This is a genomic window from Agrobacterium sp. T29 (genome assembly GCF_006970545.1).
Taxonomy (GTDB): domain Bacteria; phylum Pseudomonadota; class Alphaproteobacteria; order Rhizobiales; family Rhizobiaceae; genus Agrobacterium; species Agrobacterium leguminum.
This window is the reverse complement of record NZ_CP040640.1, coordinates 614,782-630,542: the sequence shown is the minus strand read 5'-3', so window position 1 is coordinate 630,542 and position 15,761 is coordinate 614,782. Positions and strand designations below refer to the sequence as shown.

Annotated in this window: 15 protein-coding genes; 5 read left to right on the top strand and 10 right to left on the bottom strand. The window is 62.0% G+C overall.

Features of this window, described 5'->3' with window-relative positions:
- Positions 1-144 precede the first annotated feature (144 nt).
- The gene (locus FGF54_RS03245) at positions 145-1,245 is read left to right on the top strand and encodes a saccharopine dehydrogenase family protein (RefSeq protein ID WP_142778908.1); all 1,101 of its coding nucleotides are present in this window, start codon (positions 145-147) and stop codon (positions 1,243-1,245) included.
- A 154-nt stretch (positions 1,246-1,399) separates the two neighbouring features.
- Here the strand turns inward: FGF54_RS03245 and FGF54_RS03240 are convergent, their stop codons facing one another.
- Positions 1,400-2,860: a YdiU family protein gene (locus FGF54_RS03240; protein WP_142780117.1), complete on the bottom strand. Its 1,461-nt coding sequence runs from the start codon at positions 2,858-2,860 to the stop codon at positions 1,400-1,402.
- Between the two features lie 168 nt (positions 2,861-3,028).
- Between FGF54_RS03240 and FGF54_RS03235 the strand changes: the two genes are divergently transcribed.
- Complete coding sequence (locus FGF54_RS03235) at positions 3,029-4,744, top strand: glycoside hydrolase family 32 protein (RefSeq protein WP_142778907.1); 1,716 nt, start codon at positions 3,029-3,031, stop codon at positions 4,742-4,744.
- A 68-nt stretch (positions 4,745-4,812) separates the two neighbouring features.
- Complete coding sequence (locus tag FGF54_RS03230; protein ID WP_078051557.1) at positions 4,813-4,986, top strand: hypothetical protein; 174 nt, start codon at positions 4,813-4,815, stop codon at positions 4,984-4,986.
- On the opposite strand, the gene FGF54_RS03225 is transcribed toward FGF54_RS03230, so the two are convergent.
- Positions 4,977-6,386 carry an MFS transporter gene (locus tag FGF54_RS03225; RefSeq protein ID WP_210247430.1) on the bottom strand — a complete coding sequence of 470 codons (1,410 nt, stop codon included), beginning with the start codon at positions 6,384-6,386 and terminating at the stop codon, positions 4,977-4,979. The two genes, FGF54_RS03230 and FGF54_RS03225, sit on opposite strands and share 10 nt — an antisense overlap.
- Positions 6,387-6,565: 179 nt before the next feature.
- Here FGF54_RS03225 and FGF54_RS03220 point away from each other — a divergent pair, with 179 nt between their 5' ends.
- Entirely contained in the window at positions 6,566-6,814 is a 249-nt protein-coding gene (locus tag FGF54_RS03220; protein WP_142778906.1) for a hypothetical protein, read from the top strand.
- A 20-nt stretch (positions 6,815-6,834) separates the two neighbouring features.
- Here the strand turns inward: FGF54_RS03220 and FGF54_RS03215 are convergent, their stop codons facing one another.
- The 8 genes from FGF54_RS03215 to FGF54_RS03180 form a co-directional block, all read right to left on the bottom strand.
- A complete protein-coding gene (locus FGF54_RS03215; protein WP_125144642.1) occupies positions 6,835-7,194 on the bottom strand; it encodes a type II toxin-antitoxin system PemK/MazF family toxin in 360 nt (119 codons plus the stop codon).
- Positions 7,194-7,460 carry an AbrB/MazE/SpoVT family DNA-binding domain-containing protein gene (locus FGF54_RS03210; RefSeq protein WP_059753836.1) on the bottom strand — a complete coding sequence of 89 codons (267 nt, stop codon included), beginning with the start codon at positions 7,458-7,460 and terminating at the stop codon, positions 7,194-7,196. Before FGF54_RS03210 ends, FGF54_RS03215 begins: the two co-directional genes overlap by 1 nt.
- A gap of 68 nt (positions 7,461-7,528) precedes the next feature.
- Positions 7,529-7,729 (bottom strand): heavy-metal-associated domain-containing protein, encoded by a 201-nt coding sequence (locus FGF54_RS03205; protein WP_080817386.1) that lies wholly within the window; start codon positions 7,727-7,729, stop codon positions 7,529-7,531.
- A gap of 53 nt (positions 7,730-7,782) precedes the next feature.
- The gene (gene cueR / locus FGF54_RS03200; protein ID WP_142778905.1) at positions 7,783-8,205 is read right to left on the bottom strand and encodes a Cu(I)-responsive transcriptional regulator; all 423 of its coding nucleotides are present in this window, start codon (positions 8,203-8,205) and stop codon (positions 7,783-7,785) included.
- Positions 8,202-10,784, bottom strand: coding sequence for a heavy metal translocating P-type ATPase (locus FGF54_RS03195; RefSeq protein ID WP_168207991.1), 2,583 nt, complete (start codon positions 10,782-10,784; stop codon positions 8,202-8,204). The genes cueR and FGF54_RS03195 overlap by 4 nt, the downstream gene beginning before the upstream one ends.
- A gap of 175 nt (positions 10,785-10,959) precedes the next feature.
- Entirely contained in the window at positions 10,960-11,568 is a 609-nt protein-coding gene (locus tag FGF54_RS03190) for a class I SAM-dependent methyltransferase (RefSeq protein WP_142778904.1), read from the bottom strand.
- A gap of 41 nt (positions 11,569-11,609) precedes the next feature.
- Entirely contained in the window at positions 11,610-12,434 is an 825-nt protein-coding gene (gene blaOXA, locus FGF54_RS03185; RefSeq protein WP_020811374.1) for a class D beta-lactamase, read from the bottom strand.
- Positions 12,435-12,604: 170 nt separating this feature from the next.
- Positions 12,605-13,096: a YcgN family cysteine cluster protein gene (locus FGF54_RS03180; protein WP_142778903.1), complete on the bottom strand. Its 492-nt coding sequence runs from the start codon at positions 13,094-13,096 to the stop codon at positions 12,605-12,607.
- Between the two features lie 267 nt (positions 13,097-13,363).
- Here FGF54_RS03180 and FGF54_RS03175 point away from each other — a divergent pair, with 267 nt between their 5' ends.
- On the top strand, positions 13,364-15,556 hold the full coding sequence (locus tag FGF54_RS03175) for a transglycosylase domain-containing protein (RefSeq protein WP_065654209.1): 2,193 nt from the start codon (positions 13,364-13,366) through the stop codon (positions 15,554-15,556).
- The last annotated feature ends 205 nt before the right edge of the window (positions 15,557-15,761 follow it).

Genomic DNA, 15,761 nt, shown 5'->3' with positions numbered 1-15,761 from the left:
AGTGACCAATCCTGTCGTCTTATTGCCTAATATTAACCCGCTATCCGCACATAGTGAAGCTGCGAATCGTCAATAAAAACTGGCATTCTGTTGTCGAAGCGCATCTGCGCTGACACATTTGCATTCACTGCGGGGAACAAAAACATGAAAAACATTGTCGTCATCGGCGCGGGCAATATCGGTTCGGCCATCGCCTGGATGCTGGCCGCATCAGGCGATTATCGCATCACCGTCGCCGACCGTTCGGCCGATCAGCTGGCCAATGTGCCGGCGCATGAACGGGTCGATACCGAAATTGTCGACATCACCGACCGTCCCGCTCTGGAAGCACTGCTGAAAGGCAAATTCGCCGTGCTCTCCGCCGCCCCGTTCCACCTGACGGCGGGCATTGCCGAAGCGGCCGTTACCGTCGGCACGCATTATCTCGATCTCACCGAAGACGTCGAATCCACCCGCAAGGTCAAGGCTTTGGCGGAAACGGCCGAGACGGCGCTCATTCCGCAATGCGGCCTCGCGCCCGGCTTCATCTCCATCGTCGCTGCCGATCTTGCCGCCAAGTTCGACAAGCTGGACAGCGTGCGCATGCGCGTCGGCGCGCTGCCGCAATATCCGTCCAATGCGCTCAACTACAACCTCACCTGGAGCACGGACGGGCTGATCAACGAATATATCGAGCCCTGCGAAGCGATCGTCGAAGGCCGCCTTACCGCCGTTCCGGCTCTGGAAGAGCGCGAGGAATTTTCGCTCGACGGCGTTACCTATGAGGCCTTCAACACGTCAGGCGGTCTCGGCACTTTGTGCGCGACGCTGGAAGGCAAGGTGCGGACGATGAATTACCGCACCATCCGTTACCCCGGCCATGTGGCGATCATGAAGGCGCTCTTGAACGACCTCAACCTGCGCAATCGCCGCGATGTGCTGAAGGACCTGTTCGAAAACGCCCTGCCCGGCACCATGCAGGATGTGGTCATCGTCTTCGTCACCGTCTGCGGCACCCGCAACGGCCGTTTCCTGCAGGAAACCTATGCCAACAAGGTCTATGCCGGCCCGGTTTCCGGCCGGATGATGAGCGCCATCCAGATCACCACCGCCGCCGGCATCTGCACGGTTCTCGATCTGCTCGCCGAAGGCGCCCTGCCGCAGAAGGGCTTCGTGCGACAGGAGGAAGTGGCCCTGCCGAAGTTCCTCGAAAACCGGTTCGGCCACTATTATGGTTCGCATGAGCCGCTGGCGCGGGTTGGTTGAAAGAACATCTCCTCCATTCCTCCGTCATACCGGCCTCGAGCCGGTATCCAGCCAGCCCAAGTCCTTGGGCTGGAAAGACTTCTCTCGCCGCGCAGACGCGCGGCGGCTGGATGCCGAATCAAGTCCGGCATGACGGCGAGGATTGACGAACCGGTTACGTCCCGCAAAACGTCCTGAACACGCGCTCATGGCTCATCGGCGGCTGCATATAGACGAAATTGTCCGGCCGCTCCTCGAAAGGCGTGGCGATTGCTCTCAGCATGGCGTGGAAGGGCTCGAAATCCCCCTCTTCCACCGCTGCTTCGATCAGTTCCTCGATGCGGTGGTTGCGCGGGATGATGGCGGGATTGACGGAGAGCATCGCCGCTGATCGTTCGGAATCGGAAATCCCCTCGCGACCGGCTCTTTCCCGCCAGCGCGCCAGAAATTCGTCCGCCCCCGCAATATCGATGAACATGCCGCGAAACGGTTCGGCATCGCCATTGGCCGCATGGGAAAGACGCCGGAAGGTCAGCGTATAATCCGCTTCCGATGCCTGCATCAGCGCCAGCAGCGCCTGCACCAGATCGATGTCGCCCTCTTCCACCACCGTCAGGCCAAGCTTTTCGCGCATGCCGGTAAGCCAGCGTTTGGGAAAGGCGGCGGCGAAATCGGCGAGAACGGCATTGGCGAGTTCGGCGGCTTTTTCCACCTGCGGATCGAGCAGCGGCAGCAGGCATTCCGCCAGCCTTGCAATGTTCCATTGCGCAATGCCCGGCTGGTTGTTGAAGGCATAACGGCCCTGCGCATCGATGGAGGAAAAGACCTTGTTCGGGTGATATTCGTCAAGGAAGGCGCAGGGGCCGAAATCGATGGTTTCGCCGGAGACCGCCATATTGTCGGTATTCATCACGCCATGGATGAAGCCCACCATCATCCAGCGGGCGATGAGGTCGCATTGCCTCTCGGCGATGCCGCGCAGCAAGGCGAGGTAAGGATTATCAGCGCCTTTCGCCTCGGGATAATGACGGTCGATCACATAGTCGGCAAGGTTCCTGATCGCCTCCTCATCCTCGCGCGCGGCGAAGAACTGGAACGTGCCGACACGGATATGGCTTGCCGCAACGCGGGTGAAAACACCGCCCGGCAGGCCGACTTCGCGCTGCACCCTTTCGCCGGAAAGGACGGCCGCCAGCGCCCGCGTGGCGGGAATGCCGAGCGCAAACATCGCCTCCGACACGATATATTCGCGCAGCACCGGGCCAAGGGCCGCACGCCCGTCGCCCCGGCGCGAAAACGGCGTCGGGCCGGAGCCCTTGAGCTGGATATCGCGGCGCTTGCCATTCCTGTCGATCACCTCGCCGAGCAGAATGGCGCGGCCATCGCCCAGCTGCGGCACGAAACCGCCGAACTGGTGGCCGGCATAGGCCATGGCCAGCGGCTCGGCCCCCGGCGGCACGACATTGCCGGAAAAGATCGCCGCCAGCCTTTCATCGTCAAGGCCGGCCACATCGAGAAGGAGTTCATCGGCCAGCCCACGATTGAAGGCGATGAGCCGCGGCGCCTTAACCGGCGTCGGCAGCACGGCCGCGCTGAAGCGTTCCGGCAGGCGGGCATAGGAATTGTCGAATTTCATCACGGGTAAACTCCCTGCTTTGCCCCTATATGGGGCCGGAAGGCGGCGGATGCGAGCGATAAATGCCCAACCTCCGCGATCGCCTCATTCAATTTTGCGCAATGAACTTTCCCGCGCCATCATCGTTCCTATGCTTGACCCGCAGAATGCCGAAGGAAAGGAAAAGCAATGACCGTCGTTGAAGCCGTAGCCGAGCCGGAAAGCGCCATCCGCACCATTCATACTGATCTGCCCGTCAACGCCACCTTCCATGTCTGGCTGAAGGCGAAGAAAGACGCCGAGCCCGGTGCCGTCTCCTTTTCCAATCAGAACGGAAAATTCGCTGAGGTTTCAAGCGTCAACACGGAAGAGTTCGGTTTTCGAATCTATCAGGTTTTCGGCGGCGGCCATGTGGAGCTGAGTTACGACACGGTCACGACCGCCGTTTCCGTCATCTACTGGTTCACCGCGTCGGATGTGCTCGAAACCGGCATCACCGTCGTCCATACCAAGCCGGACAATGCCGCACCCGAACTTCCCGGCAGCTATCACTTCCGCCCGCCCTTCGGCTGGATGAACGACCCCAACGGTTTCGGTCGTTTCGAGGGGCGGCCGCATCTGTTCTATCAGCATTATTCGCACGGGCTGCGCTGGAACACCATGCATTGGGGCCATGCCGTCTCCTCGGATTATCTGCGCTGGCGGCACCTGCCGATCTTCCTTTTCCCTTCCGAGGATCTGACGACGCGGCCGGACAAGCGCGGCGGCGCTTATTCCGGTTCCACCATTCCGCTGGTTGAAGGAACGGGCATCCGCGTCTTCTTCACCGAGCAGGTGCAGGATCGCATTCCCGAGCAGCAGATACAGCTGACCGCCACCTCCTCCGACCTCATCATGGCCGGGCAGGCGGAGGTCATTCTCGGCACTCGTCCGGACGGACAGGGGCTGACGCCGGATTTCCGCGATCCTTACGTCTTTCGCGGTCCCGACGGCCTGTGGAAAATGGTGCTCGGCAGCCAGAGCGATGGCGGCGGCGTCATCCTGCTTTACGAGACGCTGGACCCCACCGCCGCATCGGGCTGGACCTATGTGGGCAAGCTGTGGGTGGAAACGCGTTATAAAACCACGGCCGTCGAATGCCCATGCCTGCTGCCGCTCGATGGCCCTGCCAATGCCCGTTCCACCCGCTGGGTGCTGGTCTATGGGCTGATGCATTCGGAAGACCCGGAGACCGGCCGCAAGAACCTCACCATGGCCGATGTCGGCTGGTTCGACGGCAAGGTCTTCACCAAGGAATCCGGGCAGGAGCTGGATTTCGGCACCGACAATTACGCCTTCCAGGCCTTTCTGGATGGCGACAGCATCATCGGCATCGGCTGGCTGGCCAATTGGGCGGATGCCAATCCGGAGATCGATTTCCCCACCTCCATGACGCTGCCGCGCCGGATTCACTATGCGAACGGCGAGCTTCTGACCCCGCCCATCGGTGCGGCGGAAAGCCTGCGAAGCCATATTCTCGACCGCACGCGGCTTGCCGCCGGCGAACGCGTTACCTTCATCAACGGCGCGGTGGAAATATTGTTCGAGCTTGCCTCGCCCGGCGCGCCCTTCGAACTGGTGCTCGATCATCCGGCGGTCAGGCTGGGCGTCGTTTCCGATGAAACGGGCCTGTGGATCCGCCACGAGGATGGGCGTGACGGCCCCTCGCCGCATTATATCGCCAGGGGAGCCAAGGCATCCCGCATCCGCATCTTTCTCGATTACGGCTCCATCGAAGTCTTCGCCAATCGCGGCCGATATGTGGGCACCAAGCGCCTCGAAGGTTTCGAACCGGTGCGCTCGGCGCTGCTGAAGGCCGCCCCCGGGGCGGTGGTACATGCCACCAGCTGGGCGCTGAAACCGTGAGGAACCTTTTGGCGGATTGGGCGGTTGATAGACCGAAACCGCCCATTCCACGGATAAGGAGAAACGGCATGACCAAAATCCGCGACACCAGCGATCCGATCCTGTTTCCGACCGAAGCCAATGAAAACAAGGCCGAGAAAAAACGCGCCGGCAAGGGCATCGTCGTCATCATCGGCGCGATCGCGATCATGGCCTTCGTCGTCTATCTGGCGGCGATCACCATCGCCACCACTCAGTCGTGACGGCGGCGGAAGAGCCGCCTTTCGCCCCGCAAGCCGCTGGCGGTCATGATCGCCAGCAGCGATACGGCCACACCCAGCCCATAGAGATAAACCATCGGCATCGTCACATCCGCCCGCTCGATCTGCCCTACCAGATCGGTCGCAGCGGCGACGGTGCCGCTGGCGCCCGCACCGGCGGCGGCGCCCAGCGTCGCGACCGTCGGTAGCAGCGCGCCCGTCATCTTGCGTTCCTCTTCCGGCGCGGCCTCCATGGCGGCCTGGCTGATACCGGCCCATGACATGCCGAAGGCGGAGCCGATCAGGATTTGCCCGGCGAGCATTTCTCCCCAGTTACCGGTCGCAAGCCCGAGCCCCAGCAGCGCGCAGCCGGGCACCATCTGGTAAGGACCGTAATGCAGGCAAATCTCCCGGAGCCGGGCAGAACGCAGACTGCCGATCAGCATCGCCACGAAGCTCCAGGCAAGCGGCATCGTCACCACGATGAAACCGGCAAAGGTCGGTTCATGCTGCCAGAGATTGATGGCGACATAAGCGAGATAGACGCTGCCCAGCGCATGGGCGTAGGACATCAGGAACAGCACCCAGAAACCGCTGCCGAGCACCGTCTTCAGCCGAAAGGAATCCTTCGGGAAAAGACCGATTGAAGGCCGGATGCCCGCACGCAGCGAAGCCCACAGCATCGCCGCGCCCACCAGCAGGGAAAGGGCGCGCAGGCTCGCATCCTCGAAGGCGGAAGGCGCGGAAAATGCCAATGCGCCGACAAGGCAAAGAGCCAACGGCACCAGCGGTTTGCGCGTCGCCGCCACCGACCGCTCGGCGGAGACGGCAATGGTGGTGTAGGCCAGAAGCAGCAGGATCAGCGGTGCCGACAGCAGGAAAGTGGCGCGCCAGGAAATGTGTTCAGTGGCGAAACCGCCGGTCAGCGGGCCAATGAAGGAGGCCACCGCCCAGATCGCCGCCTCGATGGCGAAGACCTTCGGCAGCAGGCCGGAGCGGAAGCCGGCTGGAATGAGGCTGTAGCACACGGCAACGATCAGCCCGTCGGCCAGCCCCTGCAGGGCGCGGCCGACGACGACCCACAAAAAGTCGCCGGCGATTGCCGAGAGGACCGAACCGAGCGAGAAGATCAGGCAGCACAGAAGCAGGACGGCGCGCGCGCCGAAACGCTCGCGAAACAGGACGGCGGTGACGCCGCCCGCGACGGAGCCGACGAAATAGAGACTATAGGCCCAGCTATAGAAAGCAGCGCCGCCGATTTCATTGACGGCCACGGGCAAGGCCGTCACCACCGCGAACTGGTTGAAAGCGTGCAGGCCGATACCGGCGGAGATAACGGTCAGAAGCGAGAGATTCGCCCCGCTCAGCAATTCGCTCCAGCCGTTTTTCTCCGCCATTTCCATACTCGACAAAGCCGTATCCTTTCCATTTTTTCGGGTACGGCGGGCAAACTAGAACCTCAAGCGCCATTGAGGTCAAGATGGCTTTTTCACGTAATCCGGCCTGACGGAATTCAGCGGCGGCAGGAACCCTTAGCGCCTCCGGGCCGTTTGTGAAATGAACGGACAGAAAGGACACCGTCATGGACCGCAAGAAAATCCTGCCCCGCAACGAAGACGCCATGGACGAGGACTTGCTCGATCTTGATATCGAGGCCCTTCCCGCCAGGGGAGAAATTCCGCAATCCATCGAGCAGGAAATCGAGGAAGAAGAGGCAGAGAGCGAGGACGATCCCTATCAGGAAAGCGACGAGGCCCTGCCCGACGATGCCGAAGAACGGGTGATCGACCGCAATCCTTCGCGGGAGGGCGGGGCTTTCGACGAGGTTTAGGGATTTCGTCCTGAACCGACTCAGACGGGATCGATCATGCTGATGACACGACCGGCGATTTCGTCGATCGTCGCATCGTCAAGGGTTTCGATATATTTCGCTTTTTTCTGGGCGACACGGGCAACAATGTCCATGCTTCTCACCTGATTGCATAGCGCGACACCCGTTGTCCTGTGGCCCGATATGTTCACGGCAAGCCCTGCCCTGCGTGTGAATACTCCACCCGTCGTCACGGGAACGACAAGGCACAGTCCAACCGCGTTGATTTCTCTGGGCGTGATGACGATACAACGATGCTCGTCCCTGATTTCGCTGCCGATGACAGGATTGAGGTCGACCAGATAAACGTCGCCACGTTTTGGAACCTGGCTGCGGACCATCAAAGGGCTTCTTTACCAACTGGCGGCGCTTCGTCCCATTCCCGCGCGCTGGCATTGAGGGCGGCGACTTCATCCGCACCCTCCAGCAGTTCTGCAAGCGTGAAGCGCTTCTTTTCCTGCCGAACCGGGCTGGCGACCAGCGCGCCGTTGTCGACCTCAAGTGTCAGTTGTTCACCGATTTCCAGCCCCAGCATCTTCAAAAGAGCGGGCGGGATGGTCATCACCGCCGCACCGCCCTGACGTCTTATTCTCGTCGTTACGGTCATCCGTCTACGCTCCATTTTGTGCAACATATGTAGCACATTTTGGGACCTGTGCAAACGGAAGCCGTCTCTCAACCCGCCCGTTCCGGCGAATAACCGGCTTCGCGGATCGCCGCTTCCGCAGTTGCGGCGTCGCCCGTAACCGTCAGCCTGTGGGCATCGAGGTCAATGCTGACGGATGCGCCGGGAAGAGCCTCCGTGAGAGCGCCGCGCAGCGTCTTTTCGCAATGGCCGCAGGTCATGTCCGGAATGAGGAAGGTGGTTGCACTCATGGTTTTCTCCTTATCGCCGGTCGCGATGTTCTCGCACCGGCTGTCATTAAAGGTCAGTGGGTTCGCGCGGGTCTGGCGTCGGTCTTATCCGCGCCCGCGAGATCGTCGAGAATGGGACAATCGGGCCGGTGGTCGCCGCCGCAGCAATGGGCGAGATGGGAGAGCGTTTTCACCATGCTCTTCATCTCGGCGATCTTCTGTTCGAGATCGGCGATGTGGACGAGCGCGATTTCCTTGACCGCCGAACTCTCGCGGCTCTTGTCCTGCCAGAGTTTCAGCAGCGTCTCGGTTTCTTCCAGCGAGAAACCGAGCGTACGCGCCCGCTTGATGAAGCGCAGATTATGCACGTCCTGCTCGCCATAAACCCGGTAATTATTGCCGGTGCGGGCGGCCGGCGTGATGAGGCCGATCTGCTCGTAATAACGGATCATCTTGGCGGAAACGCCCGATGCTTCCGATGCCTGGCCGATATTCATGACGTCACCTCCCGATGGGCCACCTTCGCCCGTTTCAACCGCAGCGCATTGGCAAGAACGAAGACGCTGGACAGCGCCATGGCGCCCGCGCCGATCATCGGCGACAGCGTGATGCCGAAGGCGGGATAAAGCACGCCTGCCGCGACCGGTATCAGCGCCGCATTATAACCAAAGGCCCAGAACAGGTTTTCCTTAATGTTGCGAATGGTCGCCCGGCTCATCTCGATGGCGTTGACTGCGCCCAGAAGATCGCCGCCGACCAGCACCACATCGGCGCTTTCGATGGCGACATCCGTTCCCGTGCCGACGGCGATACCGATATCGGCCTCGGCCAGCGCCGGCGCATCGTTGATGCCGTCGCCCACGAAGGCCAGCACCTTGCCGCCTGCGCGCATCTCGTGGATCGCCTTCACCTTGCCTTCGGGCAGCACTTCGGCCACCACGCGGGAAATGCCGACCTGCCGGGCGATTGCATTGGCCGTGCGTTCATTGTCGCCCGTCACCATCGCCACTTCGATGCCCATCGCCTGCAGCGCCCTGATGGCGGTGACACTCGAGGGCTTCAGCGGATCGGCAACCGCAATCGCGGCCGCCAGCCTGCCGTCGATGGCGGCATAAAGCGGCGTCTTGCCCTCATCACCCAGCCTTGCGGCGGCCTCAGCGAAGATATCCACGGAATGGCCGAGTTTGGCCATGTAACGATCCGCGCCGACTTCGACCTTACGGCCATTGACGGTGGCGGCGATGCCGTAGCCCGTCACACTTTCGAAGTTTTCGACAGTCGCAGGTTCGAGTCCTGCAGGGGTCGCCACATTCTTTTCTTCCGCAGCCCGGACGATGGCTTCGGCAATCGGATGTTCCGAACGGCCCTCGACGGCGGCGACCAGCGCCAGCACCTCGTTGTCGGCAAACCCTTCCGCAACCACCAGATCGGTCAGTTCCGGACGACCCTTGGTCACGGTGCCCGTCTTGTCGACCACGACGATCTCAGCCGAGCGCAGCTCCTGCAGCGCCTGTCCCTTGCGGAACAGCACGCCCAGCTCCGCCGCCCGGCCTGTGCCGACCATGATGGATGTCGGCGTGGCGAGACCCATGGCGCAGGGGCACGCAATGATGAGCACCGCCACGGCATTGACCAGTGCGAAAGTATAGGCAGGCTCGGGACCGAAGATCGCCCAGACGATGAAGGTCAGCACCGCGATGGCGATGACAACGGGCACGAACAGCGCGGTGACGCGGTCCACCAGCAGCTGGATCGGCAGTTTGGAGCCTTGCGCCTCCTCCACCATGCGGATGATCTGCGACAGCATGGTATCCGCGCCCACCTTGGTCGCCTTGAACTTGAAGGCGCCTGTCTTGTTGATGGTGCCGCCGACGACCGTTGCGCCGACCGTCTTTTCCACCGGCACCGGTTCGCCCGATATCATCGATTCATCGACATAGGAGGAGCCTTCGACGACTTCGCCATCCACCGCCAGCCTTTCGCCGGGACGGATGACGACGATATCGCCAGCCACGAGGTCTTCGGGGGCAATATCGATTGTGGAACCGTCGCGCTCCACCCGGGCGGTCTTCGCCTGCAGGCTCATCAGCTTGCGGATGGCGTCTCCCGTGCGACCGCTGGCGCGGGCCTCGAGAAGCCGGCCGGTCAGGATCAGCGTGACGATGACGGTTGCCGCTTCATAATAGACGAACTGCGCCTCTTCCGGCAGCAGGTCGGGCGCGAAGGTCGCCACCACCGAATAGAGATAGGCCGCCGTGACGCCCAGCGCCACCAGCGAGTTCATTTCCGGCGCGCCGCGCAGCAGGGCCGGGAAACCGGCCTTGAGGAAACGCAGGCCCGGCCCGAAAATCACCGCCGTCGCCAGCGCGAAATAGATGTAATAGAGGTTCTGCGTGTCGATGATGCCCATCAGCCAGTGATGCATCGGCTCATAAAGATGGCCGCCCATTTCCAGCACGAAAAGCGGCGCGGTCAGGATCGCGGCGATCGTCAGGTCGCGTTTCAGCGCGCCCTCTTCGCCGGCGTGCTGCATATGGTCGTGGCCGCCAGCCTCGCCCGCCGCCATCTGGCCGTGGCCCTGATGATGTCCGTGGTGCTGGCCGTGACCTTGATGGGCGGAATGGTCGTGCGGTGTCGGCGTCTTCAGCGCAAAACCGGCGAGCTTTGCCGTTTCCACAAGCGCATCCCGTTCACGCCGGCCGCCAATCGTTTCCACGGAGGCCTTGCCGGAGGCCGCATCGACCTTGACCGCGATTGTGGTGGCGACCGCTTCCAGAACGGCCTTCAGCCGCTCGGCCTCAGCCTCGCCCCGCAAGCCTTCCACCGCAAATTCGTGACGCTCAGGCGCGATATCGTAACCGACCTTCTTGATGGCGGCGCCAAGCGTTTTGGCCGAAAAACCTTCGGCCGGCTCGACGGTGAGCTTCTTCGTGGCAAAGTTCACGGAACTCGACATGACACCCGGCACCTTGGCCGCGGCCGTTTCCACCCGCCGCACGCAGGAAGCGCAGGTCATGCCTTCCACGGGAATGGAAACCGGTTCATGTCGATGGGCGTGTTTGACTGTCTCGTTCATGGGAAATCCCCTTTCGAGACCCTATGTAGAGATTCCCATGATGGGAAGGTCAAGGGAAGCGGAAACTTTTTGTTGAACACACAATCGTGAGTGCAGCCCCCCGCTGCAAAATATGATGTTTGCCGCGATCATACGATCTGTGGACCCGATACCGGGCGGGGCCTGCCAGGCGCGTTCAGAGGGCTACGCGTCTCGCCAGATAAACCGTGGCGCCGCCGCATTCGGGATCGTTGACGACATGATCGAGAAGCCGGAAACCGTGCGCGGCGAGCAGGCTTTCATATTCATCGCGTGCGAGGCTCGCATGATAAAGCGGCCGGCCCTGAAAGGTGCCGATCGCTTCCCCGTGATCCGGTCCGGCCGTGAACATCAACGCCGCGCCGTCATTGGCATGCTGGTGGAAAATGCCGAACATGCGGCGCTGGTCCTCCACCGTCAGATGGAAAAAACTGTGCCACGCGATCAACCCGTCGAAGCGGCGGCCGAGGGCCAGCTTTCGCATATCCGCAACCGCCCAGAGGTTCCCGGGAAATCTCTTCCGGCAAAGCTCGATCAACGGCATGGACGCATCGATGCCCGTGACGTCATAACCGCTGGCGATGAAGTAGCCGGCGATCGGCTCACCGGAACCGCAGCCAATATCGAGAATGGACGCGCCCTTCGGCAAAAGCGAGATGAACCTGTCGAGCCAGGGTTTTTCGGCAAGGGAGCGTCCACGCTGCCTGTCGAAATCGGCCCCGTGTTCATTGTAGATCGTGATGACGTCACGAGAGGCGTCCGGCATATGCTTTTCCTTTTCGGGCAAAGGTCATGCCGGCTGCGCACTTACCGGTGCACGGCCAGCCGCGGAATATCGCGCAGGAAGGCATCGCGCACGGCGGGGCCGAGCGGCTCGTCGGACGGTTTGTCGGAAACGCGCAGTCTTGCGAAGACGATGTGCTGGCCTTCGCGCTCCGCCCAGCCGACGAACCAGCCGAAGGGGCGGTTGCGGTCGGGATTGCCCTTTTCATCGCGCATGTAGCCGGTGCCGGTCTTGCCATGCACGCTCCAGCTTTCCGGCGCATCGAAGACCGGCACGATTGCCCTGGTCTTGGCCTGCGCATCGCGCGAGACCGGCAGATTGCCGGCCAGAAGGCGGCGGAGAAAGCCGACCTGTTCCACCGGCGAAACCGTCAGCGACGATCCGAGCCAGGAATGGGTCAGGCCATTGTTCTTGCCCGGCTCGCCGGAGACATCGGCATTGCCGTAACCGAGGCGCTTCACATAGGCGGCGAATTTTTCCGGGCCGAGGCGGCGGGTGATTTCACGCGAATACCACAGCACCGAATCCTGCTCCCATATCGAGGGATCGACCGTCTTGCGGTCGGAAGCGCGCGCCTCCGTGCCGGGTTTCCAGTCCCAGGCGGGCGTCTTTTCATCCTGAAGAATACCGGCGTCGTAACCGATCAGCGCCAGCGGCACCTTGAAGGTGGAGGCCGGAGCCACGCGCTGGTCGCAGGCGCCCTGCTGGTTGATGATGGCGCCGGTCTCGATGGAGGTGACCAACGTGCATTCGAAGGCCTGGGGCTGTTGCTGGGCGTCAGCGGAAAACGGCAGGAGCCCCGGAAGGGCGAGGCATGAAAGAACGATGGCGGGCAGCCGGTAGCGCATGCGTTTTGATGTCCCTCGTCCGCTTTTGCGGATCATTTGCCGGAATGGCCGGAAGCTGTCTTTGATTTCAGACAAGTCGTACCCCGAAACCGTGACACGCTTTCGGGCGACACTGCCTTAAGGGAACGATGGGGCAGGAATAGGACCAAAACGAAAATCGACGTTTTCCGTCACATCCGTTCCTTTTCGCCCGCCTTCTCGCCGACCGTCTCACCCACTGTCAGCGGCCAGTCGACCACATAATCCTCGAAGTCGTCAACATCCACATCGGCCTCGCTGACGGTGCGGCCGCGGGCGGAAATGCCGGCCTGATGCACCGTTTCCGTATCGCCGGAAACGAGATAGTGCCACCAGTAGAGATCCTTGCCGTCACGCACCAGCGCATAGGCGCAGGTGGGCGGCAGCCAGCCGATCTCATGCACCTTCTTCAGGTCCAGCTGGATACAGTCCGGCACGGTGGCGCGGCGGTTTTCGTAGTCGGAGCATCGACAGCTCTCGCCGTCGAGCAGCACACAGCGAACCGAGGTGAACACCACTTCGCCGGTGTCCCAGTCCTCCAGCTTGTTCAGACAGCACAGGCCGCAGCCGTCGCACAGGCTTTCCCATTCCTCGCCGGTCATCTCGGTCAGCGATTTGGTTTTCCAGAACGGCGCGTCATTCATCGTTAACATTTCCGTTTCATTTTGATCTCTTGGACGGGAGTGTTTAACCGGTCCCTAATCCTTTATATCGTATCGCCAAGGGCTGGTTTGTACGATATTTTAGCATATTGGCAGGCGGCAGAGGGGTCATTGGCCCGCGAAAGGCCGCCGCGTCAAGCACTTCCGACATAACCATGCCACGGTTTTGCGTCGGGAATGGGTTGAAGCGTAGAATATCAGGCAGACATATCGATGGCAGCGTTGCGTTGAACAGGAAAACATCGCCAGGTGCAGGAAGAAAAAGACGATAAAAAAGGCCGTAAAAAACGGCACATCCTGCTCCGGATCGATAGCTTCATCGACTCCGGCCTGTGGACGGCTGCGGCAAGGCTGGTGGATTTCTGGGAAGACGTCACCATCGCCTCGCGCAAGCTGCATGTGCGTGGCTGGAAGAAGCTCCTCGTCAACCTGACCTGCGACGCGCTGACCTTCGGAACGGCGGGGTCCGTCGTGCTTCTGGCGCTCGCCATGCCCGCCTTCGAGGAAACCAAGAAGGACTGGCGCTATCGCGGCGATTTCGCCGTCACCTTCCTCGATCGTTACGGCAACACCATCGGCCATCGCGGCATCATTCATGAGGATTCCGTTCCGATCGACCAGATGCCGGATCATTTCATCAAGGCGGTTCTGGCGACCGAGGACCGGCGCTTCTTCGACCATTTCGGCATCGATTTCATCGGCCTTGCCCGCGCCATGAGCGAAAACGCCCGCGCCGGCGGCGTGGTGCAGGGCGGCTCGACGCTGACGCAGCAGCTCGCCAAGAACCTGTTCCTTACCAATGAGCGCTCGCTGGAGCGCAAGATCAAGGAAGCCTTCCTCGCGCTGTGGCTCGAGACCAACATGTCGAAGAAGGAAATCCTCAGCCTTTATCTCGACCGCGCCTATATGGGCGGCGGCACCTTCGGGGCGGCGGCGGCGGCGCAGTTTTATTTCGGCAAGAACCTGACCGATGTGACATTGGCGGAATCCGCCATTCTGGCCGGCCTGTTCAAGGCGCCGGCCAAATATGCGCCGCATGTCAACCTGCCGGCCGCCCGCGCCCGCGCCAACACCGTGCTCTCCAACCTGGTGCAGAGCGGGTTGATGACCGAGGGTCAGGTCATCGGCGCGCGGCGCAACCCGGCCACCGTCATCGACCGCGCCGATGTGAAGGCGCCGGATTATTTCCTCGACTGGGCTTTCGACGAAGTGCAGCGGCTGGCCGCCGAGGGCAAGTTCAAGGACCACACCGTGGTCGTGCGCACCACCATCGATACCGGCCTGCAGCAGGCGGCCGAACAGGCGATGGAAATGGGCCTGCGCGAATTTGGCGAAGGTTACCGCGTCAAGCAGGGCGCGATGGTGATGATCGAGAACGGCGGCGGCGTGCGCGCCATGGTCGGCGGACGCGACTATGGCGAAAGCCAGTTCAACCGCGCCACGGCGGCGCTGCGCCAGCCGGGCTCCTCCTTCAAGGTCTATACCTACTCGGCCGCCATGGAAAAGGGCATGAAGCCGGAGACGCTGATCTCCGACGCGCCGGTGACCTGGCGCGGCTGGTCGCCGCAGAATTACGGACGCTCCTATGCCGGCAAGGTGACGCTGCAGATGGCGCTCGCCAAATCCTACAACACCGTGCCCGTGCGTCTTGCCAAGGACGTGCTCGGCACGCAGGTCATCGTCGATACCGCCAAGGCCATGGGTGTCGCCACGCCGTTGCGCAGCGACAAGACCATTCCGCTCGGCACATCGGAAGTGACGGTGCTCGATCAGGCCACCGCCTATGCCGTTTTCCCGGCCGACGGCATGCAGTCGCGCCGCCACGGCATCGAGCAGGTGCTGGATTACGAGGGCAATGTTCTCTACGATTTCAGCCACAACGAAGCGCCCGCCAAACGGGTGCTTTCCGAAGACGCCAATTCGAAGATGAACCAGATGCTGGTGACCATCCCGGTCATGGGCACGGCCCGGCGTGGCGCGCTGGATAACGGCATCGTTTCAGGCGGCAAGACCGGCACCTCGCAGGCCTATCGCGATGCCTGGTATGTGGGTTTCACCGGCAATTACACCACGGCCGTCTGGTTCGGGAACGACGATTTCACGCCGATGAACAACATGACCGGCGGCGCGCTTCCGGCCATGGCCTTCAAGCGGCTGATGGACTACGCCCATCAGGGCATGGAACTGCGCCCCATTCCCGGCATACAGAACCCGCTGCCGACAGGCGCGCGTCCGCAACCTTCTGCGGAAGTGGCGGCCGCAGCCACCAGCACCCCCGCTTTGCCGGCGCTCACCCGCCCGCGTTCGCTCTCGGCCGAGGCAACGCGTGTGATCCGCTCCATCGCCAAGAAGATGAAGGACGCTTCGGCGCTCAGCGTGACGACGCAGAAGGTGGCGGATGCATCGTTGCGGGAAGGCGCGGAGGATGCGGCGCGGCGGTGAGGTTGCGGCGCGTAAAGGGTGCTTTCGGAGTTCGGGGCTTACCCCCCTCTGCCCTGCCGGGCATCTCCCCCTCAAGGGGGGAGATCGGCTGGTGGCCCTCCCGCCACTTCATTCTCTAACCTTGAGATGGGCTAAACTTCGCCGCAGATCGATCTCCCCCCTTGAGGGGGAGATGCCCGGCAGGGCAGAGGGGGGTAAGCCAAGC

Bases quoted from the DNA above. Each gene is read 5' to 3' on its own strand.
- FGF54_RS03190 (WP_142778904.1), bottom strand. From the start codon at position 11,568: ATGCCGGACGCCTCTCGTGACGTCATCACGATCTACAATGAACACGGG.
- FGF54_RS03205 (WP_080817386.1), bottom strand. From the start codon at position 7,729: ATGAGTGCAACCACCTTCCTCATTCCGGACATGACCTGCGGCCATTGC.
- FGF54_RS03225 (WP_210247430.1), bottom strand. From the start codon at position 6,386: ATGGAAATGGCGGAGAAAAACGGCTGGAGCGAATTGCTGAGCGGGGCG.
- FGF54_RS03235 (WP_142778907.1), top strand. From the start codon at position 3,029: ATGACCGTCGTTGAAGCCGTAGCCGAGCCGGAAAGCGCCATCCGCACC.
- FGF54_RS03180 (WP_142778903.1), bottom strand. From the start codon at position 13,096: ATGAATGACGCGCCGTTCTGGAAAACCAAATCGCTGACCGAGATGACC.
- FGF54_RS03240 (WP_142780117.1), bottom strand. From the start codon at position 2,860: ATGAAATTCGACAATTCCTATGCCCGCCTGCCGGAACGCTTCAGCGCG.
- FGF54_RS03215 (WP_125144642.1), bottom strand. From the start codon at position 7,194: ATGGTCCGCAGCCAGGTTCCAAAACGTGGCGACGTTTATCTGGTCGAC.
- FGF54_RS03245 (WP_142778908.1), top strand. From the start codon at position 145: ATGAAAAACATTGTCGTCATCGGCGCGGGCAATATCGGTTCGGCCATC.
- FGF54_RS03210 (WP_059753836.1), bottom strand. From the start codon at position 7,460: ATGACCGTAACGACGAGAATAAGACGTCAGGGCGGTGCGGCGGTGATG.
- cueR (WP_142778905.1), bottom strand. From the start codon at position 8,205: ATGAATATCGGCCAGGCATCGGAAGCATCGGGCGTTTCCGCCAAGATG.
- FGF54_RS03195 (WP_168207991.1), bottom strand. From the start codon at position 10,784: ATGAACGAGACAGTCAAACACGCCCATCGACATGAACCGGTTTCCATT.
- FGF54_RS03220 (WP_142778906.1), top strand. From the start codon at position 6,566: ATGGACCGCAAGAAAATCCTGCCCCGCAACGAAGACGCCATGGACGAG.
- blaOXA (WP_020811374.1), bottom strand. From the start codon at position 12,434: ATGCGCTACCGGCTGCCCGCCATCGTTCTTTCATGCCTCGCCCTTCCG.
- FGF54_RS03230 (WP_078051557.1), top strand. From the start codon at position 4,813: ATGACCAAAATCCGCGACACCAGCGATCCGATCCTGTTTCCGACCGAA.